At 58.4% G+C, this 24,968-nt stretch carries 20 protein-coding genes, 1 tRNA gene and 2 pseudogenes; 11 read left to right on the top strand and 12 right to left on the bottom strand.

Annotation, left to right across the window (positions count from 1 at the left end):
* Window positions 1–15 precede the first annotated feature (15 nt).
* A complete protein-coding gene (gene rraA, locus ACIGJC_RS31200; RefSeq protein ID WP_483714795.1) occupies window positions 16–543 on the top strand; it encodes a ribonuclease E activity regulator RraA in 528 nt (175 codons plus the stop codon).
* 340 nt (window positions 544–883) lie between these two features.
* Here rraA and ACIGJC_RS31195 read toward each other — a convergent pair whose 3' ends face one another.
* From ACIGJC_RS31195 to ACIGJC_RS31165, 7 genes and pseudogenes are all read right to left on the bottom strand, one after another.
* Window positions 884–1,168: a LysR substrate-binding domain-containing protein gene (locus ACIGJC_RS31195; protein ID WP_483714794.1), complete on the bottom strand. Its 285-nt coding sequence runs from the start codon at window positions 1,166–1,168 to the stop codon at window positions 884–886.
* A gap of 73 nt (window positions 1,169–1,241) precedes the next feature.
* Window positions 1,242–1,803, bottom strand: a pseudogene (locus ACIGJC_RS31190) (transposase); the annotation flags it as partial.
* A gap of 238 nt (window positions 1,804–2,041) precedes the next feature.
* Complete coding sequence (locus ACIGJC_RS31185; protein ID WP_483714792.1) at window positions 2,042–3,028, bottom strand: tripartite tricarboxylate transporter substrate binding protein; 987 nt, start codon at window positions 3,026–3,028, stop codon at window positions 2,042–2,044.
* 41 nt (window positions 3,029–3,069) lie between these two features.
* Window positions 3,070–4,356, bottom strand: a complete 1,287-nt coding sequence (gene eno, locus ACIGJC_RS31180; RefSeq protein WP_483714791.1) for a phosphopyruvate hydratase — start codon at window positions 4,354–4,356, stop codon at window positions 3,070–3,072.
* 9 nt (window positions 4,357–4,365) lie between these two features.
* Window positions 4,366–5,784 carry a pyruvate kinase gene (gene pyk, locus ACIGJC_RS31175; protein ID WP_483714790.1) on the bottom strand — a complete coding sequence of 473 codons (1,419 nt, stop codon included), beginning with the start codon at window positions 5,782–5,784 and terminating at the stop codon, window positions 4,366–4,368.
* A gap of 13 nt (window positions 5,785–5,797) precedes the next feature.
* Window positions 5,798–7,066, bottom strand: coding sequence for a glycerate kinase type-2 family protein (locus ACIGJC_RS31170; protein ID WP_483714789.1), 1,269 nt, complete (start codon window positions 7,064–7,066; stop codon window positions 5,798–5,800).
* Between the two features lie 323 nt (window positions 7,067–7,389).
* Window positions 7,390–8,478: a tartrate dehydrogenase gene (locus ACIGJC_RS31165; protein ID WP_483714787.1), complete on the bottom strand. Its 1,089-nt coding sequence runs from the start codon at window positions 8,476–8,478 to the stop codon at window positions 7,390–7,392.
* Window positions 8,479–8,600: 122 nt separating this feature from the next.
* On the opposite strand from ACIGJC_RS31165, the gene ACIGJC_RS31160 reads away from it, so the two are divergent.
* The 7 genes and pseudogenes from ACIGJC_RS31160 (at window position 8,601) to ACIGJC_RS31130 (ending at window position 15,417) form a co-directional block, all read left to right on the top strand.
* Window positions 8,601–9,524: a LysR family transcriptional regulator gene (locus ACIGJC_RS31160; RefSeq protein ID WP_483714786.1), complete on the top strand. Its 924-nt coding sequence runs from the start codon at window positions 8,601–8,603 to the stop codon at window positions 9,522–9,524.
* Window positions 9,525–9,986: 462 nt separating this feature from the next.
* A pseudogene (locus tag ACIGJC_RS31155) lies at window positions 9,987–11,287 on the top strand (MFS transporter).
* A gap of 42 nt (window positions 11,288–11,329) precedes the next feature.
* Window positions 11,330–12,229, top strand: a complete 900-nt coding sequence (ttdA, locus tag ACIGJC_RS31150) for a L(+)-tartrate dehydratase subunit alpha (protein ID WP_483714785.1) — start codon at window positions 11,330–11,332, stop codon at window positions 12,227–12,229.
* Window positions 12,226–12,834, top strand: coding sequence for a L(+)-tartrate dehydratase subunit beta (ttdB, locus tag ACIGJC_RS31145; protein ID WP_483714784.1), 609 nt, complete (start codon window positions 12,226–12,228; stop codon window positions 12,832–12,834). The genes ttdA and ttdB overlap by 4 nt, the downstream gene beginning before the upstream one ends.
* Before the next feature lie 396 nt (window positions 12,835–13,230).
* Entirely contained in the window at window positions 13,231–14,082 is an 852-nt protein-coding gene (locus ACIGJC_RS31140; RefSeq protein ID WP_483714783.1) for a peptidoglycan D,D-transpeptidase FtsI family protein, read from the top strand.
* Between the two features lie 682 nt (window positions 14,083–14,764).
* Entirely contained in the window at window positions 14,765–15,100 is a 336-nt protein-coding gene (gene hfq, locus ACIGJC_RS31135; protein ID WP_483714782.1) for an RNA chaperone Hfq, read from the top strand.
* A gap of 113 nt (window positions 15,101–15,213) precedes the next feature.
* Window positions 15,214–15,417 carry a cold-shock protein gene (locus ACIGJC_RS31130; RefSeq protein ID WP_483714781.1) on the top strand — a complete coding sequence of 68 codons (204 nt, stop codon included), beginning with the start codon at window positions 15,214–15,216 and terminating at the stop codon, window positions 15,415–15,417.
* Between the two features lie 282 nt (window positions 15,418–15,699).
* On the opposite strand, the gene ACIGJC_RS31125 is transcribed toward ACIGJC_RS31130, so the two are convergent.
* The 4 genes from ACIGJC_RS31125 to ACIGJC_RS31110 form a co-directional block, all read right to left on the bottom strand.
* On the bottom strand, window positions 15,700–17,265 hold the full coding sequence (locus ACIGJC_RS31125) for a methyl-accepting chemotaxis protein (RefSeq protein ID WP_483714780.1): 1,566 nt from the start codon (window positions 17,263–17,265) through the stop codon (window positions 15,700–15,702).
* Between the two features lie 356 nt (window positions 17,266–17,621).
* Window positions 17,622–19,358: a bifunctional protein-serine/threonine kinase/phosphatase gene (locus ACIGJC_RS31120; protein ID WP_483714779.1), complete on the bottom strand. Its 1,737-nt coding sequence runs from the start codon at window positions 19,356–19,358 to the stop codon at window positions 17,622–17,624.
* Window positions 19,359–19,380: 22 nt separating this feature from the next.
* Window positions 19,381–20,193, bottom strand: coding sequence for a formate/nitrite transporter family protein (locus ACIGJC_RS31115; protein ID WP_483714778.1), 813 nt, complete (start codon window positions 20,191–20,193; stop codon window positions 19,381–19,383).
* A gap of 367 nt (window positions 20,194–20,560) precedes the next feature.
* A complete protein-coding gene (locus tag ACIGJC_RS31110) occupies window positions 20,561–21,127 on the bottom strand; it encodes a YitT family protein (RefSeq protein WP_483714776.1) in 567 nt (188 codons plus the stop codon).
* A 566-nt stretch (window positions 21,128–21,693) separates the two neighbouring features.
* On the opposite strand from ACIGJC_RS31110, the gene ACIGJC_RS31105 reads away from it, so the two are divergent.
* Window positions 21,694–22,116: a fumarate hydratase gene (locus tag ACIGJC_RS31105; protein WP_483714774.1), complete on the top strand. Its 423-nt coding sequence runs from the start codon at window positions 21,694–21,696 to the stop codon at window positions 22,114–22,116.
* A gap of 267 nt (window positions 22,117–22,383) precedes the next feature.
* Window positions 22,384–22,460: transfer RNA gene (locus tag ACIGJC_RS31100), tRNA-Ile, on the top strand.
* A gap of 786 nt (window positions 22,461–23,246) precedes the next feature.
* On the opposite strand, the gene pstS is transcribed toward ACIGJC_RS31100, so the two are convergent.
* On the bottom strand, window positions 23,247–24,314 hold the full coding sequence (gene pstS / locus ACIGJC_RS31095) for a phosphate ABC transporter substrate-binding protein PstS (RefSeq protein ID WP_483714773.1): 1,068 nt from the start codon (window positions 24,312–24,314) through the stop codon (window positions 23,247–23,249).
* 311 nt (window positions 24,315–24,625) lie between these two features.
* Here pstS and ACIGJC_RS31090 point away from each other — a divergent pair, with 311 nt between their 5' ends.
* A complete protein-coding gene (locus ACIGJC_RS31090; RefSeq protein WP_483714772.1) occupies window positions 24,626–24,943 on the top strand; it encodes an H-NS histone family protein in 318 nt (105 codons plus the stop codon).
* Window positions 24,944–24,968 lie beyond the last annotated feature (25 nt).

Below are 24,968 nucleotides of genomic sequence, written 5' to 3'. Positions count from 1 at the left end.
CCACGCCCGGACTCCATGCATTCCTCCAGCTTTCCCTCGACCAGTGATTTGGCGGATAGCCATCCGGATCTTGTCCACGGCTTTGCCTCGCCGTTCCAGAGCTATGGCGGGCGTCGGGCCTTCCGCGGGAGGATTGCGACAGTCCAGTGCTTCGAGAACGCGGGAGCCATCCGGGCGTGCCTAGCCGAGCCTGGCCTCGGCAGAGTGCTTGTCGCGGACGCAGGCGGTTCCCGCCGAGTCGCCGTGCTGGGTGACAAGATGGCGCGCCTGGGCATGAGCAACGGATGGGCCGGTGTCATGATCAATGGCGCCATCCGCGACTGCGAGACGTTGAGGCAATTGGACTTCGGCGTGGTGGCCCTCGGTCCAGTACCGGTACGCGGCGCGCTGGAAGGCGATGGAAGGCGGGGTGGGGATCTCGTCATCGCTGACATCCCGTTTTCCGCAGGCGCCTATGTCTATATAGACGCCGATGGCATTCTCATCGCCGGGGATGCGTTAAATGTCGACATCACCGAGGGTGGCGGTTGCATCCCCTCATGAGGCGGATTCTTTAGGCGCGTGTTGGTTCGGGCTGGTTTCACCGGCTGCACGCGTAGATGAGAAAGTCCCGGACAGCCGTTGCGGAAGAAGAAAGCTCGGCATCCTTACGCCAAATCACCTCGACTTCCATATCGGTAGCAGGCAAGCCGAGCGGTCCGGCCTCGATCTCCTTGCCTTCCAGTAACCATGGGCGCAAACCATGTCCGACAACACGGTGAACCCGAAACCATGTGCGAACAGGCCACGCAGGCCTTCCATCGAGGTCGTTCGAAACGCGATGTTTAGCGACACCCGCCTGGCTTGCCAACAGCGCATCGTCGAGGCTTTGCTTCGTCAATGGTCAGGGGAGAAGGGGGTGACCGGGTGCGGCCCAGAGTTGACGGCGCGAACGGATCAGCGAGCGGTGACCAAAGCGCATTGAAACTTCAACGTTCGAAGGCAGCACAATTCCAAGCTCGATTTGGCCACGTAGAACGCGGTCCCCGATCGCGGCGCGGTCCAGATCGTGGAGATCCAGTTCCACGTTAGGGTAGTTGTTGCGAATACGCCCTAGCAGGCTGCTGAAGTACTCCCCGCACAAACGTATGCTTTCCGCCTGTTGCAGGTGAGCACAACTGGGTTTCACAATCCGGAAGCTACGCGCCCCTGAATCGAGTTTTTCGGCTCTGGGGCGCCTATTTCCGGCTTTCTTTGCCCGCTTATTGCAACTGCGGACGGATTTTCCCCAGGGAACGCATGCGCACGAGGTTGTAGGCCGCCATGCTCAGGACGAACATCTGGTCGACTCGCTTCAGTCCACGTACCATCACCTGACGCATGCGGCCGACCGTATTGGCCCACCCAAAGCCTTGTTCGATCAGCTTGCGCTTTTGCTGCGAGATGGCATAGCCCTCGCTGCGGGCAATGGCATCAGGAACCGCCGAGCGTCGACCCGAAGTGTTTTGCGCCACATGCGGCGTCACCTTCATCTCCAGGCAGGCTCCAATAAGCTCCTGCGCGTCGTAGCCCTTCTCTGCACCCACTGTGATTTCGGTGTCCGGGTCGCGCCACCTGCCGGGCATCGTTGAGCATGACCTTGGCAGCCTCGCGCTCGGCGTGTCCATCAGCGGTGCTTACCAGGGCGCTGACCACCAGGCCGTGACGGTTGTCACTCAACGTATGTCCCATGTAGCGCAGCTCACTGCCAGTCTTGCCTTTGCGATAGAGCTTCGCCTCGGGATCGGTTCTAGAGTGATGGGTGTCGTTGCTGCGCTTGCTACCATCTTCACCAGCGCTTGGTTGGCCATGGTGCGGATCGAGCGCAACGGGTGGGACTTCGGCACGAAATCGATGGTGTCCTCAAATCAACGCTTCAGCCAGTTGTCGCGCTGACGTCCGCTGGAGGTATTTCAACGGCCTGCTAGAGAGCCTCCGTCGAAAACATTGGTAAGCCGCGTCAGCGCATCTGCATAACTCTCGATGTCACCGCAGTGCTGCTGACGGCCAAAAAGCTCCAGTGCTACTCAATCGTCACCTTGCCTTCTTTGACCAACGTGGCGAACTTCGCTGTCTCCTCATTGATGCGCTTTGAAAAGGCATCCGGCGTGCTTGACATGGGCTCTGCGCCGGCGGCGATCAAGCGCTGTTGGAAATCGGGTGAGCTAACGATCTTGACGATCTCTGTGTTGAGCCGGGTGACCACGGGTTTCGGAGTGGCGGCGGGTGCCAGCACACCGTACCACGTACCAATATCAAAGCCCTTTAGCCCAGCATCTTCCATTGTTGGTACTTCGGGCAAAGCCGTCGAGCGCTTAGCGGTAGTGACCGCGAGCGCGTTCAACTTTCCCCCTTTGATATGTGGAAGCACGGTGGTCAGCGTATCAAACGACATGCTGACCTGGCCTCCTAGCAAGTCGGTGGTAAGGGGCCCGCTACCCTTGTACGGCACATGAAGGAGCTGCGTTCCCGTCGCCTTCTGAAATTGCGTGCCGATCAGGTGTTGCGCTGTTCCATTGCCATTCGATCCGTACGACATCTCGGGTGAAGCCCTTTTAGCCAACGCGACGAGGTCGGCCACATTCTTGGCTGGAGTTTTGGCACTGTTGATGACAAGAACGTTTGGCACCATGGCAAGCGTCGAGATAGGCGCGAAGTCCTTCTGGAAACTGTAGGGTAGTCTCTTGTACACGCTGGTGGCGATCGTATGGTGGACGGCCCCCATGAGAAGCGTATAACCATCGGGCTTGGCCTTGGCGACGTAATCGGCCCCGACAGTTGCGCCGGCACCCGGGCGGTTTTCCACGATGACCGGCTGCCCAAAGTTCTTCGATAGCTGATCTCCCAGCGCTCGCGCCAGGATATCGGTCGTCCCCCCCGACGGGAACGGCACGACCAAGCTAATGGGCTTCGTCGGCCACGTCTGGGCAAGAGTCCCATTGGCCATGGCGATGCCAGTGATCGCCAGGATAGCGCCAAAGGCTTTGGTTGCGAACTGTGACTTACGCATGGTGTGTCTCCTCTGCTTTTTGTGTTTGCGAAAGAACAGCGTTACTTCGAAGCGGATAGGGCAGCGCGTCCCGCGAATGTGGCAGCGCAACCTAGCTCCGATTCAATAAACAACAGTCGGTTGTACTTTGCAGTACGATCAGATCGTGACAAGGACCCGGTCTTGATTTGGGTGGCCGCGGTACATACGCTCAGGTCCGCGATCGTGGTATCTTCGGTTTCGCCCGAGCGGTGCGAGATGACCGATGCATAGCCTGCGGCCTGCGCCATCTCGATAGCCGCCAGTGTCTCGGTCAGTGTACCGATCTGATTGGGCTTAATGAGGATGGCATTGGCGACGCCGGCCTCAATCCCTTCGGTCAGGATCGCCGTGTTGGTCACGAACAGATCATCGCCAACCAACTGGAGTTTGCGGCCCAGGCGGTCGGTCAGTATCTTCCACCCGTCCCAGTCGTTCTCGGCCATGCCATCCTCGATCGTGACAATCGGATACTGAGACGCCCAGTTCGCCAAAAGATCGACGAATCCCGCGGCATCATAGCTTCGCCCTTCAGATTCAAGCACGTATGAGCCGTCACGATGAAATTCGGAACTGGCCACATCGAGCCCCAGAGCGATATCATCGCCGGCCTCGAAACCCGTCTTGTCGATGGCTTGCATGATTACATCAAGCGCCTCGACATTGGACTTTAGGTCGGGAGCAAATCCACCTTCATCACCGACTGTTGTCGAAAGGCCACGTTGCTTGAGCAGAGACTTGAGCGCGTGGAACACCTCCGCGCCCCAGCGCACTGCTTCAGCGAAGGAGGGTGCACCGACCGGCAGAATCATGAACTCTTGCATGTCCACGCTGTTGTCGGCGTGTGCGCCGCCGTTGATGATGTTCATCATCGGCATCGGCAGGCGAAGCTCTCGGTTCGTGCCGGCGATCGAGCGATAGAGCGGGATACGCGCGTACGAGGCTGCAGCGCGCGATGCCGCCAGTGACACCGCAAGCAGTGCGTTTGCGCCGAGCCTTGACTTGTCAGCCGTCCCATCAAGCTGGATTAGGCACCGATCGATCTCAGCTTGTCCGGACACCTGCATTCCAGTCAGTGCTCGCGAGATGTCCGTATTGACGTGGTTCACTGCTTTCCGAACGCCCTTACCAGAATAGCGATGAGGCTCACCATCTCGAAGTTCGATGGCTTCGCGAGATCCAGTGGAGGCACCCGACGGCGCAGCCGCATATCCAACGCTGCCGTCCGCGAGTAATACCTGCGCGGCGACGGTGGGATTGCCTCGCGAATCTAGAACCTCATAACCACGCACTTCTCGAATCACAGACATCTTGCTTCCTCAGGCAATCTGCGCGATGCGCAGCAGGTTTGTGGTGCCAGCCACCGTGAAGGGGAGGCCGGCAGAGATCACGATGGACTGACCGCTCTGACCAAAGCCTTCCTTCAGGACGGTGCGGCTGGCCAGGTCTGTCATTTCCAGCACGTCGACCACTTCATGACAAAGGACCGCGTGGACGCCCCATGCCAGTGCGAGACGGCGCGCAGTTGCCGCTCGCGGTGTCATGCCAAGAATCGGAACCTCGGGGCGCTCGCGGGCCATGCGAAGGGCGGAGTATCCGGAACTGGTATAGGCCACCGTAGCCGGGACCTTCAGCAGCCCAGCAATATGGCGGACGGCATAGCCGATGGCATCGGCAGCCTCCGCACGCGGTGGGGTGTGGGATGACTGAATTGCGTCGTGGTAAAGCGGATCCGATTCGGTACGGCTGATGATGCTGTCCATCATCTTGACGGCCTCCACGGGAAAGCGCCCCGACGCAGATTCCGCGGAAAGCATGACAGCATCTGCGCCATCATAGATGGCGGTAGCCACATCGGAGGCTTCCGCGCGCGTGGGCACCGGCGAAGAAATCATCGACTCGAGCATCTGGGTGGCCACAATGACAGGCTTTCCGGCCTTACGGCAAGCGCGAACAATTTTCTTCTGCAATGATGGAACTTGTTCAGCAGGCATCTCAACGCCGAGATCTCCACGCGCGACCATCACCGCGTCCGACTCAGCGACAATTGCCTCCAGGCTTTGGATCGCGGCGGGCTTCTCCAGCTTGGCGACGATGCCTGCGCGATTCTGGACAATAGCCTTGATCTCCTGGATGTCTTCAGGACGTTGCACGAAAGAGAGGGCGATCCAATCGACTCCAAGTGTCAGGCCGAATTCGAGATCACGCCGGTCCTTCTCAGTCATGGCCGATAGCGGCAGGACTACGCCGGGTACGTTTACCCCCTTGCGCTCGGACAGTGTCCCGCCATTGATGACGGTCGTCTCGGCAAAATCGGCGCCGCAACGATCGACCCGAAGGCGGAGCTTCCCGTCGTCGAGAAGCAATTCTGTTCCCTCGTGCAATGCAGCGAAAATCTCCGGATGGGGAAGACTGACGCGCTCGCTCGTTCCCGGAACGGCCTTGTCCAGATCAAGCCGGAATTTTGCTTGCGCGGCCAGTTGGACTGGGCCCTCGGCAAACGTGCCTATCCGCAGTTTCGGGCCTTGAAGATCCAGCAGGATGCCGACCGGTCGACCGCGGCGTTGTTCGATCTCGCGGATCGTTGCAAATCGCTGCTTGTGATCGTCATGTGAACCATGACTGAAGTTCAGACGAAATACGTCGGCTCCTGCCTCGAACAGAGCGTCAATGATCTCGGGGGACGTGCTCGCCGGTCCGAGGGTGGCTACTATCTTCGCATTGCGATGGCGTCTCATATTCTCTTGCCTCTCAAGGCGCGATCAGGATCGCGCGGAAATCATTGACATTGGTGAGTGTTGGGCCGGTCACTACGGAATCGCCCAATGCCTCGAAGAATCCGTGTCCATCGTTATTGACAAGCGCGTTCTGGGGGCGGATCCCAAGATCTCTCGCACGTTGCAGCGTGTCAGGAGTAATAACGGCGCCAGCAATCTCTTCTTGCCCGTCGACACCATCGGTGTCACCAGCCAGTGCGTAGATGGACGGGTTCCCACGCAACGTGAGCGCCAAGGAAAGCAGGAACTCGACATTGCGGCCACCACGACCTTTGCCTCGCACCGTCACGGTAGTCTCGCCTCCTGAGAGCAGGACGCAGGGCGGCGGGAAGGGTTGCCGATGGATCGCGGCCTCCAGCGCTAAGGATCCCAGCACAAGGCCGACGTCACGGGCCTCGCCCTCGATAGCGTCGCCGAGCATGTGCACAGGAAGGCCGGCGCCACGTGCCACCGTCGCCGCTGCTTCTAGAGCCATGCGAGGCGTGGCGATCATCGTGGTCTGGATCGCCGGCAGGAGCGGACTGCCCGGCTTGATGGTTTCGGCCGCCTCGGTGCCCAGCGCCGTCAGGACGTGAGCAGGAACCTCAATCTCGTAGCGCCGCAGAATGTCGATCGCGTCGTCGCGTGTGGTCGGGTCGGCGACTGTCGGCCCGGATGCGATGTCGATTGGGTTGTCCCCTGGGACATCTGAGAGCAGCAGATTGAAGACCTTTGCTGGATGGCAGGCTGCTGCCAGGCGACCGCCCTTGATAGCCGAAAGGTGGCGGCGAACGCAGTTCATCTCCGTAATGGTCGCACCCGACTTCAATAACTCACGGTTGATTGCCTGCTTGTCTTCGAGTGAAACGCCAGCCAGCGGCAACGGCAGCAGCGAGGAGCCGCCACCGGAAATCAAGCCGACCACCAGGTCGTCCTCGGTGAGGTCCGATACCAGTTCAAGTAAGCGGCCCGCAGCCTCATGGCCAGCCCGATCGGGTACGGGATGCGCAGCTTCGACGATCTCGATGTGCTCGCAAGGCACCGCATACCCATAACGGGTGACGACCAAGCCCTCGACGGGCCAGGGGCAAGCCGATTCGAACGCCTGCGCCATGGCGGCCGATGCTTTACCGGCGCCGATCACGATAGTGCGTCCGCGGGGACGCTCGGGAAGATGGTTCGCCAGCGTTTTGGACGGCTGAGCTGCAGCGATCGCCGCATCGAACATTTCGCGCAGCAAGCCGCGCGCCTGATCCGCGTTCATGATCATGTTGGAGAGCTAGTGGAGCAAAAGGGCATGAGCCTCGGCGGCTCGTTGGAGAAGCTCGCGAAGCTTTGAGAGAAGGCCGTCACAGTACGTGTGAATGGCACGCATGCGAAAGGATGCTGCGGCTGCGGCGAGCCGGTCCAACGGAAAGATCGTGGTGGACTGCGGCCGCTTCACTCTTTGAATCATAGCTGTCTCCTGCTGATTCGGAATGTGCTCGCGCCAGCAGCTCTGGTGGCTGTTTGAGCTGGCGCGAGAATGCGGGCGCGCAACGCCCGCGGTGCGCACTCAGTCGTGCGGGGAGGGCTACCTTCGGGCGTTCAGGCGGCCCTGTTCTGTTGGCTCTTCGCCAGGAAGTCGCAGACCGCTTTCGTGACGTCAACAGTCTTGGCCTTGCCACCGAGGTCGCCGGTATGCAGCGCCGGGTTCGCGGTAACGGCTTCGATGGCGTCCATCACGCGCTGCGCGGCGGCTTGCTCGCCAAGGTGTTCGAGCAGCATCACGACGGACCAGAAGGTACCGACCGGGTTGGCCAGGCCCTTGCCCATGATGTCGAACGCCGAGCCGTGGATCGGCTCGAACATCGACGGGTAGCGGCGCTCCGGATCGATATTGCCGGTCGGGGCGATGCCCAGGCTGCCAGCCAGCGCGGCAGCCAGATCGCTCAGGATGTCGGCATGCAAATTGGTGGCCACGATGGTGTCCAGCGTCTTCGGACGGTTCACCATGCGCGCAGTGGCGGCATCGACGAGTTCCTTGTCCCACGTCACATCGGGGAAGTCCTTCGCGACTTCCACAGCCACTTCGTCCCACATCACCATGGCGTGACGCTGGGCATTGGACTTGGTAATCACGGTCAGCAGCTTGCGCGGACGCGACTGGGCCAGCTTGAAGGCGAAGCGCAGGATGCGCTCGACGCCGACACGCGTCATCATGCACACGTCGGTGGCGGCTTCGATCGGATGGCCCTGGTGCACGCGGCCGCCCACGCCCGAGTATTCGCCTTCCGAGTTTTCACGCACGATCACCCAGTTCAGGTCTTCCGGCGCGCAGCGCTTGAGCGGTCCATCGATGCCCGGCAAAATGCGCGTCGGACGTACGTTGGCGTACTGGTCGAAGCCTTGACAGATCTTCAGGCGCAGACCCCAGAGCGTGATGTGGTCGGGGATCTTGTCGTCGCCCGCCGAGCCGAACAGGATCGCATCCTTGTCGCGCAGTGCGTCCAGGCCATCCGCGGGCATCATCACGCCATGCTTGCGATAGTAGTCGCCGCCCCAATCGAAGTCCTCAAACTCGAAGCGGAAGTCGGTGCCTGCGGCGACGAGGGCTTCCATGACTTCACGGCCGGCTGGCACCACTTCCTTGCCAATGCCGTCACCCGGAATGGTTGCGATCTTGTACGTCTTCATCTTTCGTCTCCTGTTTTCGAATCGACTTCAGCCAAAATTTGTGAAGCAGATTCTGTCGGCTAGACGCAAGTTTTGACTGAGGCTAAAGTTAAACTGTTTTTAACTACAAGTTGAAGATTCAGATGGGCGCAGCTAATGCAATCCAGCCGGCCGAGCTGGGCTTTTTCGTATCGATGGCGGGAGCCGGAAGCCTGAGCGCAGCCGCGCGAGACCTGGGCATCTCTACTGCGGCTGTCAGCAAACGCTTGGCGTTGATGGAGACTCGTATCGGCATGCCGTTGGTGACGCGTACGACACGTCGTATGAGTTTGACCCCAGAAGGCGAAGTCCTTCTGGAGCATGCGCGCCGCATCCTCGGTGAGATTGACGATCTTGAGCAATTGCTGACAAGTTCCAAGGGCAAGCCAAGCGGTCTGTTACGGGTAAACGCTACTCTGGGCTTCGGGCGCATGCATGTGGCGCCGGTCATCTCCGAATACTCTAGGATGTACCCGGATTTAGATGTTCAGTTACAACTCTCTGCCGATCCGCCTGCGTTGATCGAGGACGCGTTCGATGTCTGTGTTCGCTTCGGTGAGCCGCCCGATGCCAGAGTCGTGGCGCGGCACTTGGCACCGAACCGCCGCATCCTTTGCGCGTCCCCCAAGTATCTAAGGGAGCATGGTGCACCGCAGACACCCCAGGAACTCCTGCGCCACAACTGCATCGGTATCCGGCAGGGCAGCGATGCCTACGGCGTCTGGCGTCTCACGGCAGCGAAAGGTTCCAAACAGCAGTCAGAGTCGATCCACGTGCGCGGAAACCTCACGACGAACGACGGGGAGATCGCCGTCCACTGGGCGTTGGAAGGACATGGCATCGTTTTGCGCGCTGAATGGGACGTTGAGCGCTACTTGCGCAGCGGCAGGCTGGTCGAGGTCCTCTCCAACTATGTGACGCCCGAAGCAAACATCTACGCGGTGTATCAGCAGCGGCACCAGTTGTCTTCACGCATCCGGCTCTTCGTGGAGTTCCTTGCCAAAAAGTTCGGCCAATTCGGCAAGTAAGGCCTTTCTGCGAGAGAGCAAGGCGCGTCTCTCGATGCCAGTATTCCGCGTCCCTCTCGCGCTCCCGTAATTCATAGTTAGGCCGACAGGTCGACAACGGGCGCGCCGCGTTCCTGCGTGTGCGCTAGCGCCCCTTTCCCATCCCCAGCTTTAAGCTGAAGTTAAGAGCAGTTTAACTTCGCCCCCATTCCATCGGCGTCCCGCGCCATCAAAATCCAGCCCACGCCAAACGCTCCATTCGCGAGCGGCACGCTGCCTCGACTTGCTGGCTAGAAGCGCGAATGCGCTCTACACCGTGCTACCGCACATGGCAATAGAAACATTGATGCGAAAAGGCGTGTCGATGAAATGCAGCCGAAGAGCGCAGATCCTATGTCGCAGAAGGAGAAGTCCTTCAGCGAAGTCAGACAAGATACCTCACACATAATTGGCGCCGCCAATCAGAGACATGGAGACGTAAAAATGGAGCGAGACATTGAGAAACGCACCTTCGCAAGATCACGTGGCGCATCGTGCCGTTCATCATGCTGCTGTACTTTGTCGCTTATATCGACCGAGTCAACATTGGCTTCGCGTCGCTCACCATGAAGGACGACCTGGGCTTCACCGCATCGATTCTCGGATTCGGCGCAGGCATCTTCTTCTGGGGATACTTCCTATGCGAGGTCCCATCCAACATCATTCTGCACAAAGTGGGCGCGCGTCTCTGGATCGCCAGGGTCATGGTGACCTGGGGGATTATCTCCGGGGCTATGGCGTTCGTTCAGGGGCCAACCAGTTTCTATGTCATACGCTTTCTGCTTGGCGCCGCCGAAGCTGGATTCTTCCCCGGAATCATCCTGTACCTGAGCTACTGGTTTCCGTCAAAGCATCGTGCAGGCGTCACGGCGTTCTTCATGGCTGCAGCACCGATCTCAACAGCTTTGGGTTCCCCTATTTCTGCAGCACTGCTTGAAATGCACGGCTTTATGGGCATGGCGGGATGGAAATGGATGTTCCTGCTCGAAGCGATTCCCGCACTTATCCTTGGCGTGGTCGTGTTCTTCTACATGACAGATCGCCCCGAGCAGGCACGCTGGCTGCAGGATGACGAGCGCGAATGGCTGGTGAAAGCCATGGCGGACGAGAATGAGGGCAAGGCCAAGAACAGTGGACACAGCATTCTGCGCGGATTGGCCGATATCCGGGTGATCGCGCTTTCGCTGATCTATTTCGGTACATCCGCGGGACTCTATACGCTTGGCATCTGGGCTCCTCAGATCATCAAGCAGCTTGGCATGTCATCGATGACGGTCGGTGTCCTGAATGCCATTCCCCCCCTGGTGTCGGTGTTCGCCATGGTGTTCTGGTCGCGCCATTCGGACCGGACTGGTGAGCGGACGTGGCACGTAGTGCTGCCCTGTCTTGCAGCCGCTGTAGGTCTTGTCATCGCCGCGGGCTCGAACGGCGCCGTTGGACTTATCGCAGCGCTGACGCTGGTGAACGTGGGCATCAGTTGCGCAAAGCCGCCGCTTTGGAGCATGCCGACGATGTTTCTCTCTGGAACTGCGGCTGCAACCGGTATCGCGACCATCAACTCAATCGGCAATCTCGGTGGCTTTGCCGGCCCGGCGATGATCGGTTGGATCAAAGACAGGACCGGCAGCTTTTCTGGCGGCTTGTACTTTGTCGCAGGTCTCCTGGTGCTTTCTGCAACGCTGGCGTTAGTGCTTTCGCTTACGCAAAAGACGAAAACAAACACCAATGAAGTAGCGGCTCACTGAGCTCTTTAACTTCCCCCTTTCAAAAAGAAACAGGAGTACTCAATGGAAAAGGAAGCCGCCATCGTTGCCTTGACTGACACGATGGCTAAATTCACAGCCTATATTGGCAAGCGCCTCCCGAAGGACGTTACCAAGAAACTTGGCGAGCTGCGGACAATGGAAACCAATCCATTGGCCAAATCGATTTATGACTCGATGGCTGGCAATCAGGAAGCGGCGGACAAGCTAGATCGGCCAAGCTGCCAGGATACGGGAGTAATCCAGTACTTCGTGGAGGCCGGTGCCAGTTTCCCGCTGCTCGGCGAACTCGAGGAAATCCTGAAGGAAGCAACTGCCGAAGCGACGCGCATCGGACCGCTACGGCATAACGCGGTGGAAACGTTTGACGAGAAGAACACCGGTACGAACACGGGGACGCAGATCCCTTGGCTTGACTGGCGCATCGTCCCAGATCGCGATACTTGCACCATTGACGTCTACATGGCGGGCGGAGGCTGCACACTGCCTGGCGCAGCAAAGGTTCTGATGCCTGGCCAAGGCTATGAGGGTGTGGCGGAATTCGTGATGGACGTCATCACGGAGCGAGGCGTCAATGCGTGCCCGCCGCTGCTCGTTGGTGTCGGCGTGTCGACGTCGGTCGAGACGGCCGCCCGCCTGTCCAAGCTGGCGATCATGCGTCCCGTGGACTCGAAGAGCAGCAATCCCCGTGCCGCCCTGATGGAAGACCTCTTGGAACAAGGTCTGAACGAGGTTGGTATCGGCCCCCAAGGCTTGACCGGTAATAACAGCGTGATGGGTGTGAACATCGAGTCCTCAGCACGTCATCCATCGACTATCGGTGTGGCTGTCAACACAGGCTGCTGGGCGCACCGGCGCGGAAAGATTCGCATCAATGCGGACATGTCGTACGAAATCATTTCCCACGAAGGAGTGGTGCTGTGAAGAAGATTCTGACTACGCCTATCAAGGACGAAGATCTTGCAGATTTGAACGTTGGCGATGTCGTGTACCTCACCGGGCGACTCGTCACTTGCCGCGATGTCGCGCATCGTCGACTCATCGAGCAAGGCCGTGAGCTTCCGGTGAACCTCGAGGGTGGAGCAATCTTCCACGCCGGCCCGATCGTGCGCAAAAAGGAAGACGGCAAGTTCGAGATGGTTTCGATTGGGCCGACCACGAGCATGCGCATGGAAAAATTCGAGCGTGAGTTTATCCGTCAAACTGGGGTGAAACTGATCGTTGGTAAGGGGGGCATGGGACCGGAAACGGCTGCGGGCTGCCAGGAAAACATTGCGGTGCACGCCATATTCCCGGGAGGATGTGCGGTGCTTGCGGCCACGCAGGTCGAGGAGATTGAAGCGGCGGAGTGGCAGGACTTGGGTATGCCGGAGACTCTGTGGGTGAACCGTGTCAAGGAGTTCGGCCCGCTGATCATTTCCATCGACACCAAGGGTAACAATCTGATTCAGCAGAACAAGGAACAGTTCAAGTCGAAAAAAAAGCCCGTTCTGGATCGGATCAATCAACAGCTAAGCTTCATCAAGTAATCAACTCTGTATCATGATCGGGCGATTCGCCGCCCGGTGTCCGTTCATTGGGCGACCATTGAGCGGATTCGATTTCCGAGTGGTTTTGCAGTCAGTATTGTTGGAACGGTGTCCGGAAAAAACTTAAAAAGCAATCGGGCACCGTCATTTTGCACCCAGGCAGTCGGTTGGTTCTTGTAGTGGCCTATGCAGGCGACCTATGGTTGTCACGCGAAGCCCCGCCGCCGGGTGCCATCAGTCAAAGCGCCCAGACATGGAAGCGTTTATGTATCTCGCGCAGCTCAGCGCCGAGCGCATTCCTTGATGATCCCGCCCCGACCTGTGCTGTAATTCATGCGAAGAAGACGTCAGGTAAAGCACCTCAATTTCTCGACGAGTCCGGTGCTGGAAAGGCGCATGTCGCTCACCCGTTCCAGACTCGTCGTCGGTTTCATGACCTTGGCGTTTGCCGGACTGGTGATCCGAGCGTTCTGGATCGCCGGCCCGAGTAACAACTTCTATCTGCTCCAAGGGGGGAAGCGCTTCGAGCATACCATCAGCATGCCCGGAGTCCGCGGCAGGATCGAAGATCGTGACGGCCGTCTTTTGGCGACCAGTCTACCAATGCGCACCGTCTGGGCAGTACCTGCAGAGGCGTTCGGGAGGGTCTCCGACAAGGATCTTCATCGGGCAAGCCGTCTACTAGACATGCCCGTCACAGAACTGCGCAGTAAGCTCCTCGGCGACCGAAAGTTCTCGTATATCAAGCGTCAGGTATCGCCAGAAGTTGGGCAGAGAATACAAGCCCTGGAGATTCCGCGCGTGTACGAAAGCCGCGAGTACAAGCGGTTCTATCCGGAGGGCGAACTTACCGTCAACGTTGTGGGATTCACCAACGTCGAGGATCGAGGCCAGGAGGGTATGGAACTCGGGGTCGAATCACTTCTTGAGGGTAGCGCAGGGACCCGGCACGTCATCAAGGACCGAATTGGCCATACGATCGAGGAATTGGATGACTCCACACCACCCAGGAACGGCGATGACGTCAAGTTAACGCTGGACTTGCGCCTTCAGTACATTGCCCAGGCAGCGGTTAAGCATGCGGTGGAGCGCACTGGCGCAAGGGCGGGCATGGCCGTCGTAATGGACGCGAGAAGCGGCGACGTGCTGGCCGTCGCAAATCTTCCCACGTTCAATCCGAACGATCGAGTGCATTTGACCGGAGACCAACTGCGCAATCGCGTCGTCCCCGAACCGCTATTAACTTAAACCAACCGGCCTCCACCGTTCCCGGGGCGGTTCAGGCTGCGTGCAGGGGTCGACTTGAGAGTCGACAGGTTTCTTCGACTTTCGCCTGATACCAAACCTTCGCACGAAGTTAAATGACACACTTCTCTCTTCTGGCGAGTCCAGTTCAGGGGCTGAAAAGTCAGGTGGGACTATGTGGCTCCAGCGCTCGCGTTGGGATATGCGTACGCGCTCCGGCCCCTTCAAACTCAACAATGACCGCCGTGGGACTTGCTATGCGAGTGATGGTCACGCGTGCGCCCCGAAACGTCCACGTAGTTTCAATCTGGTAGGGGCTATTTCGATATGCTTTACGGCGTTGCTTGCTGTTCATTTCGAAAACCGCTTAACTGCCAGGCGTCCTGCGATCGGTTGCTGCTATGACCGAGTGAGGCTATCACTAAACATAGCTGCATTTTGTAAGCGATTGTAAGGCCACGATTTGCCAGTACTCGAAACAAGAAAGTCCTTTCCAATCTAGAGCCGCTTCTATATTTTTACGGCTTGGGAGTTTCCGCTTTCGTCGCGATCGACACGCCAGCAGTGAGGTCGGGTGGCCAACGTGAAAGCCGCTCCCGCCTCCAAGAACTGCCTTCCCACGTTGCCCTGTTTTGACTGCCGGGGAGTCAGCAGTGAACGCAAGCTGGGGTTCGACCAGAGATTTATGCAGCCTGAACAATCCTCTCCGCAAAACGACTTTTTGAACAGCGCGCGCAAGGAGCGAAGGCCTGTCGACGTATACCTGGTCAGCGGCATTAGACTCGGCGGGTCAATCGTGTCGTTCGACCAATTCGTTGTGGTACTAAGCGCGCCCAACGGTAGCACGCAGGCCGTGTACAAAAGCGCGATATCGACTATTCAGCTCCACTGGCCAGGGCGTCAGTCGGGCCCCAGAGTGCGTACCGCAAGGGATGAGGCCCCCTACAAAGAAGCTGACGTGGCCCGCATGGTCACACGAATGCGTCGCCCTGCGAGGTCTGGCGGTGAAGGAGAGAAGTAATTCTTTCCACAAACAGAGTGGATCTCGGAGGTCTTGGGGAATCTGGCATACGGACTAACGACTTACGTCGTACTGGGCCATCTAGAAGTGGCCTTGGTCGTACGAGGCAGCCGATGGCGACTGGCACTGTGAAGTGGTTCAACAGCGAAAAGGGCTACGGATTCATCACGCCGGACGACGGCGGCAAGGACTTGTTTGCTCACTACCGCGAAGTCCAAGGTACTGGATTCAATGTGCTGGAGGAAGGGACGAAGGTAGAGTTCGAAGTCACGCAAGGCCAGAAAGGCCCGCAAGCGTCAAAGACTCGCAAGCTATAGCCGCCTGCTTGCCTGAGGAGCCAGTGGAAAAAACGCTTCTTATAACGGGAAACGCATTTTTGTTTGCGCTGACAACTGAAGTTTTCGTGGGACGACATCAGACAATGACGGGGCGGCAGGCATGGCCCCTTGCTTGACCCGGAGTCCCAAGGCGACCTGGCCGGCGCGAGTAGCGCCCGATCATAGCCTTGCGGGGCCGCGACGTAGGGAATGTCGAACACGTCATGCCAAACAACGTGAGGGGCCGATGCGAAAACGACCAGCCCCCTCCCCAGGCGCAGTCTAATTGGCTTCTGCCCCTTGATTTCTGAGCTTGAATACCGTTACCGCCTCGACCAGCTTGGTGGCCTGCTGACTCAAACTATCGGCCGCCGACGCGGACTCCTCAACCAAAGCCGCATTCTGCTGCGTCACAAAGTCTAGCTGGTTGACGGCGTCGCCAACCTGGCCGATGCCAGATGACTGCTCGATGGTGGCTGCGCTGATCTCCGCGATGAGGTCACTAACCCGCTTCACCTGGGTGATGATGTCACGCATCGATTCGCCAGCAGCGCTGGCCTGCAAACCACCAGCTCTGACCTTATCGACACTGTCCGTGATCAAGTCCTTGATTTCTTTGGCTGCAGCCGCGGACCGTTGAGCCAGTCCGCGGACTTCTGTTGCCACGACCGCAAAGCCGCGCCCCTGCTCACCCGCGCGAGCTGCTTCCACGGCGGCATTGAGCGCGAGAATGTTAGTCTGAAAGGCTATACTGTCGATCACGCCGATGATGTCGCCGATCTGTTTGCTGCTGGCCGTAATGGCCTCCATCGTGCTGACCACTTGGCTGACAGCTTTTCCACCGTGCGCTACGGCATCGCTTGCGGAATTCGCAAGCTGCGTGGCTTGGCGCGCCGCTTCGGCATTGTTCTTAACCGTCGAACTAATCTCCTCCATTGAGGCCGCAGTTTGCTCCAGATTCGCGGCCTGCTCCTCGGTGCGCTGACTAAGGTCCGTGTTGCCGGCAGCGATCTGGGCGGATCCCGTAGCGATGCTTTCTGAGCTAAACCGCACCGTTCTCACCACTGAATCGAGATTCTCGTTCATGATCTTGAGTGCGGAGAGCAACTGCCCCGTCTCATCCGAACGCGTGACTTGAATGCGAGAGGTCAGATCTCCAGTGGCTACCGTCTGGGCCACTTCCAGCGCCTGCTGGATAGGAACGGTAATCGATCGGGTCAGTCGCCACGCAAATGCGGCGCCAAGTAGCAGCGCAGTCAGGCCCGTGGCAATCATTGCAATTCGTGCGGAGTCAACATCATCCCTGATGACAACACTCCTGGACTGAGCCAACTTCTTTTGCAGATTGCTTAAGGCTACTACGCGGTCCTTCAGTGCTTCGAGTCGCGGAAGAGTTTCATCGACCAAGATCTTGGTGGCTTCATCTCTTCTGCCATCGCTCAGCAACGTTTCAACACGCATGAACGATTCGAGATAGGATGCTCGCATCTCCTTTACGCTTTCGAGCAAATTCTTGCCTTCCGGGGTACGCACCAGCTTGTCGAGGACATCAAGCGAGGCTACGACATTCTTCTTGTTAAATTCGATGCGCTGATGGATCTTGTCCATTTGCCCCTTGTCCGTAGCGAAGAATAGTTCCATGGTGCCTAGACCGTTGGCGCGAGTGTAGGTGTCGAGGGTAGCGGCGGCCTCCGCCTTGACCCAGTCGTCCTTGACAATTTGCTCACTAAGAGTACCTATGTTGGTGATCCGGACCAACGACAGCACGACCATTGCGGCAATAAGAGCCAAGACGACACCGAAGCCAGTACTAAGGCGGGTACCGATCGTCAGGTTATTAAAAGACATCAAAGGAAACCTCCGTTATTAGCAGTCAGCTGGCTGATTTAGCCAGGCAGATGAGGAAATATGCGATGGCCGACATGAGACTTCGTCGATGTACGGCGTCCACTTTGACTCATCCTTGGTACTAGATCGGCAGAAAACCTTGTTGCACTAATCCCCCGTTGGAGGGGCGTTCACGATGTGGCTCCGCGACGTTCTGATACTAACCTCACGAATAAAGACTTCTCCCAAAAAGCGGTTCTCGATCTGTCTGTGCGTGTGGTCGGCATCGGAAGCTGAAATTGTCGGGCTTCGCTCAATTGTAGGGAAGGGCAACGAAAGAGGCGCGCATGCTGGCCCGGAATCTGGTTTTGAAACTATCAACGGCCGGTAATCAGTAACCCAAGCAATACCACCACCGAGATTCCAAGCAGAAATGTCAACGCCTGCCAGAAACGCAATGGGTTTCGCTCCATCAGTGGCGGCGTCGCGCGCTGCCAGAGTGGCTGGGCAGGGGCGTGCAGTGCCTGAATGAACTCGGACATCGTTTCGTGCCGTTTCAGTGGATTGGGATGCAGCGCCTTTCGCACGGCTTCATCGACCCACACTGGCAGATCGGGGCGCAGCTCGCGTAGCGATAGGTAGCGCAAGCGCCGAAAGTTCGAGCGATCGCGCACCTGCGTCACCTGTAATCCATACGGCAGTTTCCCGGTCAGCATCTGATAGGTCAGTGTTGCCAGCGAGAAGAGATCAGATGCCACAGTGCCACCGTCTCCAATCAAATATTCAGGAGCGGTGTACTGTAGCGTGCCGACCGGTTTGTCTGGTCGTGGATTCTGCGTGCCTTCGGCCAGTCCTGCCACGTGGACAGTGCCAAAATCCAGGATCCTGACAGTGCCAGACCGGTCGATCATGGCATTCTCCGGACGGAGATCCTGGTGCAGCATCTCGCGTCGATGAAAGGCCTGCAACCCGACTGCCAACTGGTCGACGATCGCGCGCACCGTGTCCAGGTCCGGTGATGGATGATCGACCATCCATTGCCCCAGTGTCTGGCCTTCGACATACTCCATCGCCACGTACAGGTGCTTGCGCTGCCGGTCTGCAATGTGTGGCCTGACCACGTGCTGGTTGTCAATGCGTCTGGCCACCCATTCCTCTAGCAGGAACCCATCAAGATGCGCCGCATCTTCGTATCGGTCAACGGCTGGTATCTTCAATGCGACGAACTGACCGCTATCATCGTCCACTGCCAGATGCACATGGCTGCCGGCACTGGCATGAAGCTGCCGGACGATCGTGTATCCCTCGAACTTCATACGCGGCACAAGAGGCGGCGGCAGGGCGAGGCGTTCGGCTTGCATGCGCGCGCTCGGCGCATCGAGTTCCGGCAAGGCATCGACGCGCGCGATTTGCACCGTCGCGTTGTCTTGGCTGCCTCTTTCGATCGCAGCCTCGACCAGGGCTTGCGCGGCACGCTGCAGATCGCCGGCACTGGCGGACAGCGCGCGGTGAAGGTCCATCGCATCCAGATGCTCGTAGGCCCCGTCGGTGGCAAGCAGATAGATCTCCCCGGCTTCCACGTCCCAAGTGCGATAGTCGATCTCGACAAACGGACCCGCTCCGAGGGCACGGCCGAGGTAAGCTTCCGAAGCGGAAACGCATATCCGATGATCGTTGGTCAGTTGCTCCAGTGAATGAGGGTGCAAACGATAGACGCGAGTATCGCCAACGTGCACCAGGTGAGCCTCCCGAGCCTTGAAGATCAGAGCGCTGAAGGTACATACGTAACCTCGGTCGCTGTCGAAGCGGGCATCGCTGCGCCGAGTCTGCCCATGCAGCCACGAATTGATAGCCGCCAGTACGCGCTGTGCGGATCGCCGCACTGTCCAGGCTTCGGATGTGCAGTAGTAATCTTCAAGAAAGGTTCGCACGGCCGCTGCGCTGGCGACCTGGCTCACCGCGCTTGTACTGATGCCGTCCGCCAGCGCCAGCGCGACACCCTTCGTGACGCGCTGGTGACCCCCCGGCTGTGTCACGCCATGAAAGTCCTGGTTGACTGGCTTCCGGCCCGCCTCAGAATGCTGGCCAACGCTGATGCAGAGTCGGCCGTGCATTCGCTTCGACCAATGGTATTGATCAGCCCAGCACGCGTTTCGCGGCCGTCTTGTAGTGCGTGCTGTAGAGCGTAGCGCCAACGAACGTCAGGCCGCCCACCACGTTGCCCAGGACGGTCGGAATCTCGTTCCAGATCAGATAGTCCATGATGGTGAAGTTGCCACCGAGCATCAGTCCCGACGGGAACAGGAACATGTTGACGATGGAGTGTTCGAACCCCATATAGAAGAACACGAGGATGGGCATCCACATGCCGATCACCTTACCCGAGACCGAAGTCGACATCATTGCAGCAACTACGCCCGTGGAAACCATCCAGTTGCACATTACGGCCCGGATAAAGAGAGTCAGCATGCCAGCGGCACCGTGCGCCGCATAGCCAACGGTGCGGCCTTCGCCGATGTGACCAATCTTCTGCCCGATCGCATTGGGTCCCTCGGAAAAGCCGAAGGTGAAGATGATGGCCATGAATATAGCCACGGTGAATGCGCCGGCAAAGTTGCCACAGAAGACAAGACCCCAGTTCCTCATCACGCCTTGCCAAGTGGCACCCGGACGCCGGTCTAGGACAGCCAGCGGTGCTAGCGTGAACACGCCCGTCAACAGGTCGAAGCCGAGCAGGTACAGCATACAAAAGCCCACGGGGAACAGCAGTGCACCAACCAGGGCATTGCCCGTGTTGACAGTAACCGTGACTGCGAATGCAGCAGAGAGCGCAAGGATGGCGCCAGCCATATAGGCCCGGATCAGCGTGTCGCGCGCTGACATCAACAGCTTGGATTCTCCGGCGTCGACCATCTTGGTCACGAACTCGGTGGGGGCGAGATAGGCCATTGGGTATTCCTCTCCGTTTCTTCGTTGGCGCACAAAAGACAAACGGCGTCTTTCCCACGCCGTACACAGTCAGCCGGGAAAGGACGCCGTTGTCCTCGATTTCTACAGGGGTTCGAAAGGGTACGAACTTTTGTACCGCTTGCCAGCGCGGCGCTAGTGCAGCGACGCTGGCAGCAGGCTCTCATCAGCCTGATGCCAGATCCTGTCGCATGTTCCATGCCAGCGATGAGGAGCAGTTCCGGACGACCACCTCAACGTTCGTGGTGCAGATGCGGCGCGCTTTTGGTGCGCGCCGTGGATCCAATTCAATCGTGGTGCAGGCAACCGCGTCCACAGGCAGGTGACTGAGAGAACCCAGCAGCCATGGTCATTGGACCACGTAGCGTCCCGGGCGATGGTTGGTTGTCAATACAAAGTTGAGGACAACGGCACCGAGAATGGAGAGAGCGACGCGCGGCCATGGAACGGTCAGGAGTGCCGCTGCGACGATCGCTGCATCCACCGCCATCTGGATATGGCCGGCACGCCAGTTGCGCCGTTCCTGAAGCACGAGCGCAAGGATACCGACACCGCCGAGACTTGCCTTGTGCCGAAACAGAATCAGGAATCCGTTGCCCAATAGTGCTCCTCCCAGTATTGCGGCAAGCGTGGGATCGAGGGTGGCGAAGCTGAGACAGCGCGGCAGCAAGTCGGTTTCGACGGAGAACAACAGCACGGCCACGAACGTCCGGATAGTGAACGTCGCGCCCATGTATTTCCAACCAAGCCAGTAGAAGGGCAGGTTGAAGACGAAGAACGCTAGGCTAAACGGCATTCCGCCGAGGTAATGGGCAAGGAATGCCAGACCAGCCGTACCGCCCGACAGCAAGCCTGCCTGCTTGAACATGGAGACCGCCAGTGCGACAAGCAGTGTGCCTATCAGCAGTGCCTGCAAGTTCTCTATGGGGGTGTGTTGGACAATTGCAGGCTTCATGGCAGAGGGGGTGAAGACGGCTTCGAGACCTGCCCATCAAGATAAGTGGGGCGCACAGACTATGGGACCGGCAAAGTGTAACGACGCTGGACGCGCCCTTGCATGATCCTGGTCAAGTGTCCGCCGCCGCCAAGCTACAGGTTCGTTCAGCAAGGAGACCGCGCCAAATCTGGGGGACTAAGCGTCAAGACAATGGCCAGAACTGAGGCGGGACCGACCGAACTGCAGAGACGGCGAAACAAGTCTGGCGGGTGGGGGCTATCGGGACGCTTTTGGCTACCGCAGATTGCGCGCTTCGACTTGCCGTCTGTCGCCAGACCGACGGACTGGCACACAAGCTTACACCGAGTATCGATCACAACGTCGTGACGCAACAACGAGTTCAATCATTCTCGGTATCAGCCAAATAAACTGGCGGGATTCGCCGCAATCACAATGAAGAGACTGAGACCGCTGCTACATTTGCCATTCCCGCGGTTATACTCGGCGTTTTCGAACGAAAAATCACCCAAAAGGGACTCAATCACATGACTCGGGTCAAAGCAGTTGCCCCAAACAAGCCTGCGGCAAAGAAGGTTGCCGTGCCGACGAAGAAGGCCAGCGTGCTCGCGCGCGAGGCGCAGGCCGCAAAGAAGCGTCTGCTGAAGCTGCGCACCGACACGAAGAAGGCCATCGAAGCAGCAAAGCGTGAGGTCGCCAAGGCGGCGGAAGCCGCAAGGGCTGCAGCTCGCTTCGAAAAGCAGGCTGCAAAGGACAAGGCGGCTGCAAAGAGGGCGAAGACCGCCGGCGCAAAGAAGGCCATGGCTAACAAGGTGGCTGCGAAGAAGCCCGCAAAAAATGCGGTGCCCGACAATAAGGTCGCTGCGAAGAAGGCGGCTTCGGAAAAATCAATGAAAGCCGTCACGAAAAAGCGGGCCCCGGCAAAGAAGGCGGTTGCGCCGGCAGCCTGATTTATTGCCTCGGCCGGTACGCGATGGTGCCAACCAGTTGATGGCCGAAGATGCGGGCGCATTTCTTTGCATTGCGCCCCGCATCGACTGGGAAAAGTACATGCTGCGCACGGCGCCGACGGCTTTTCCCCTTGTGGTTTTATGGGCCCCTAGCTCATGCCTGGTTAGAGCAGCGGACCTTCACTTTTCCTGCAGACCTATAGTACAGCGGCGGTGGAAACCGTCCCTAAGAGGTCGCCTTCGGGAAACATCTCGCGCTCCATGCAAGGGCCGGAAGCTTAAGTGGTATAAGCCGTCGACTCATAATCGACTGATAGTGGGTTCGAGTCCCACCCGGCCCACCAATAATAGTGGTTCTCGGCATGCGAGGGACAGAGTGGGATACTACGACGCGGTCGAGTACCCGTGCTACCGTACAGCGAACAGTTCATTGTCGAAAGGACAGACCGCACCAGCTTACTCTGTCCAATGTACATCCACCTCTCTCATCAAGTGCCCCGCGAGAATATGTTCCCCAACTTCGCCGCTTTTGCCTCCAGGCTCTCTAGCTCATCTGATGGCAGGTCGTCGAGCTCAAACTGAGAGTACAGATTCCGTTGCTGGAACGTTGTCTTTGGTCACGTATTTGCCAGCCGCGAATAGGGCGTGTGGCTATTCATTGCTTCTTAGGCCATGGTCCTACATTGCACGGCAACCTTGTAAAGGGCGGCTTCGTTCGCTGGATGTGGCCCTTCGAGCAGATAAGAATTCTTGCATCACGCTCGAAAGACCCTGGGGGGCTATGTACCACGAAGCGTGCCATCCTCATCGACGGCTGTTGATGCGCGGTGCTCAGCTACCGAGGCCGCTTCTCGAAGGGGTCGCTATGTGGTCGATATTTTATGACGTCTGGGCTCGCCGACTGCGTGGCGTAGTTCGCGGTCTTCGATGATTCCTTCGCTGCATGCAGGGCACTGCATTGCCCTCAGCACAACAGTCTTGTTTGGCTCGGGAGCTTCTATCTCTAGTGTCACTGCCGTCAGATCAGCCTTGTCACAGACGGGGCATTGCATGATGGCGGAGGGGAGTCGTGGCCAAGCGCGGATTGCACGAAAGCCTTTTGCGCCGCGGACTTGGCAAGTTCAAGGTGTCTATGGCTTGGGGCCGGGCGTGCTCGCCATGCTTTGTAAGCCAATCATGGCACCGGACTCATCAGTGATTCGCGCAAGTTCGCGATAAGCATTCGCCTGAACGCGCTCCGGTAGGGGGACAAACTTTGCCCGTCGGGCCAAGTCGTCGCCACGCAAGTATCCCCAGGTGACAAAGCGAAGTGCTGCTAGCGTTTGCTTTGCAGACTTACTGACTTCGGGCACGGCAACGAACGTGCCCATCGTAATGGGCCATGTGTCTCGGCCCGGGCGATTGACAAGACTACTGGAAAAATCGCCCTTTCTGTTCCAGTCGCTATTCAACACGGCCTCGCGGAAGCTGCTGACCTGAGCGGTAACGAAATTCCCTGCAGCATTGCGTAACTGCACGGGGCTCAGGCGGGCGTCGAGCACGTAGTTATAGTCGATGTAAGCGATAGTTCCAGGAATGCCTCGGACCGCTCGAACGACCTCGTCGCTTCCTTTTGCAGTGAGAAAGCCGACCGGCCAGGAAAGGGAAGACTTCGTGCCGAAGGCGATCTTCCAATCGTCGCTGACATTGTTCAGATAGTCCGTGAAGTGAAAAGTCGTGCCTGAACCGTCAGCGCGTACAACCGGTCGAATCTTCAGCTTTGGAAGCGAGATACCAGGATTCAGCGCTTGAATTTCCATAGCGTCCCACGCGTCTAGTTTCCCTAGGAATATCTTGGCCAGCACGTCGCCGGTTAGACGCAATTGACCTTGGGCAACAGAAGGAAGATTGACAACCGGAACGGCCGCAGTTACCACGGTTGGCACCAGTACCAAATGGACACGCTTTGCTTCCGACGCCGAAAGTGGCACATCCGATGCCCCAAAATCGATGCCTCCATCGCGTATGCGCTTCATGCCCTCGCTCGAGCCCACCGCTTCGTACGCGATATTAACGCCTGTGGACCCTTTGTAGGAATCCGCCCAAATCTGGTAGACGGGTGCCGCAGCGGTTGAGCCTGCCCCACGAACCTGCGCGCTCGCAAGAGGAGAGATAAATGGCATCAGAGCGGCGAAGGCGAGTGCAGCTTTATATAGCATGGACGGCAGGAGGAAGTTTGGGCCCCTGATTGTACTTGTTTACGCTTGAAGCCACGTGCTGCCGTCGCGGGAGGCGAGGGAGGCAAGGACGTGAACGTAGCCTTTTGTGCGAGCCACGGATGAGGTAATTGGCCGCAGGTGCAGGCCATGCATGGACGGGGAAGGTTGATCGGCCGGGACCGGGCCATACGTTAATACAGACTTCATTTCGATTGAACGGATTACAGCGTATGAGGGTAGCGAACGAATATCTTGCCGACCGACTTGAGAATGCGTATAAATCAATCGTGGCTGAGAAACTGGAGAGAAGAATGGCAACGTATCAGGAATTGTTGGCGCAGAAGCAAGCGTTGGAAGCCAAAATCGAAGAGGTGCGTTCGACTGAGGTCGCGGGCGTCATCGAAAAGATTCGCGAGCTGATGGCTCGATATGGTCTGTCGCCGGAAGACGTGGCGCCGCGTCGTCGTCGGGGCCGGCCCGCAAGTTCAGCGTCCGCGGCCACCGAGAAAGCACCGCTGCCGCCGAAGTACATGGATCCCAAAACCGGCAAGACCTGGTCCGGCCGTGGTCGCCAGCCGGCCTGGCTAGGTAAGAACCCCAAGAGGTTCCTGATTGCAGAAGAAGCGTAAACCTTGATTTCTGCACCCCAGAATA

This window comes from Cupriavidus sp. C3SS-1 (assembly GCF_057073755.1).
This window is presented reverse-complemented; position numbering and strand designations above follow the sequence as displayed.

Bases quoted from the DNA above. Each gene is read 5' to 3' on its own strand.
- rraA (WP_483714795.1), top strand. From the start codon at position 16: ATGCATTCCTCCAGCTTTCCCTCGACCAGTGATTTGGCGGATAGCCAT.
- ACIGJC_RS31185 (WP_483714792.1), bottom strand. From the start codon at position 3,028: ATGCGTAAGTCACAGTTCGCAACCAAAGCCTTTGGCGCTATCCTGGCG.
- eno (WP_483714791.1), bottom strand. From the start codon at position 4,356: ATGTCTGTGATTCGAGAAGTGCGTGGTTATGAGGTTCTAGATTCGCGA.
- pyk (WP_483714790.1), bottom strand. From the start codon at position 5,784: ATGAGACGCCATCGCAATGCGAAGATAGTAGCCACCCTCGGACCGGCG.
- ACIGJC_RS31170 (WP_483714789.1), bottom strand. From the start codon at position 7,066: ATGAACGCGGATCAGGCGCGCGGCTTGCTGCGCGAAATGTTCGATGCG.
- ACIGJC_RS31165 (WP_483714787.1), bottom strand. From the start codon at position 8,478: ATGAAGACGTACAAGATCGCAACCATTCCGGGTGACGGCATTGGCAAG.
- ACIGJC_RS31160 (WP_483714786.1), top strand. From the start codon at position 8,601: ATGGGCGCAGCTAATGCAATCCAGCCGGCCGAGCTGGGCTTTTTCGTA.
- ttdA (WP_483714785.1), top strand. From the start codon at position 11,330: ATGGAAAAGGAAGCCGCCATCGTTGCCTTGACTGACACGATGGCTAAA.
- ACIGJC_RS31140 (WP_483714783.1), top strand. From the start codon at position 13,231: ATGTCGCTCACCCGTTCCAGACTCGTCGTCGGTTTCATGACCTTGGCG.
- hfq (WP_483714782.1), top strand. From the start codon at position 14,765: ATGCAGCCTGAACAATCCTCTCCGCAAAACGACTTTTTGAACAGCGCG.
- ACIGJC_RS31130 (WP_483714781.1), top strand. From the start codon at position 15,214: ATGGCGACTGGCACTGTGAAGTGGTTCAACAGCGAAAAGGGCTACGGA.
- ACIGJC_RS31125 (WP_483714780.1), bottom strand. From the start codon at position 17,265: ATGTCTTTTAATAACCTGACGATCGGTACCCGCCTTAGTACTGGCTTC.
- ACIGJC_RS31120 (WP_483714779.1), bottom strand. From the start codon at position 19,358: ATGCACGGCCGACTCTGCATCAGCGTTGGCCAGCATTCTGAGGCGGGC.
- ACIGJC_RS31115 (WP_483714778.1), bottom strand. From the start codon at position 20,193: ATGGCCTATCTCGCCCCCACCGAGTTCGTGACCAAGATGGTCGACGCC.
- ACIGJC_RS31105 (WP_483714774.1), top strand. From the start codon at position 21,694: ATGACTCGGGTCAAAGCAGTTGCCCCAAACAAGCCTGCGGCAAAGAAG.
- pstS (WP_483714773.1), bottom strand. From the start codon at position 24,314: ATGCTATATAAAGCTGCACTCGCCTTCGCCGCTCTGATGCCATTTATC.
- ACIGJC_RS31090 (WP_483714772.1), top strand. From the start codon at position 24,626: ATGGCAACGTATCAGGAATTGTTGGCGCAGAAGCAAGCGTTGGAAGCC.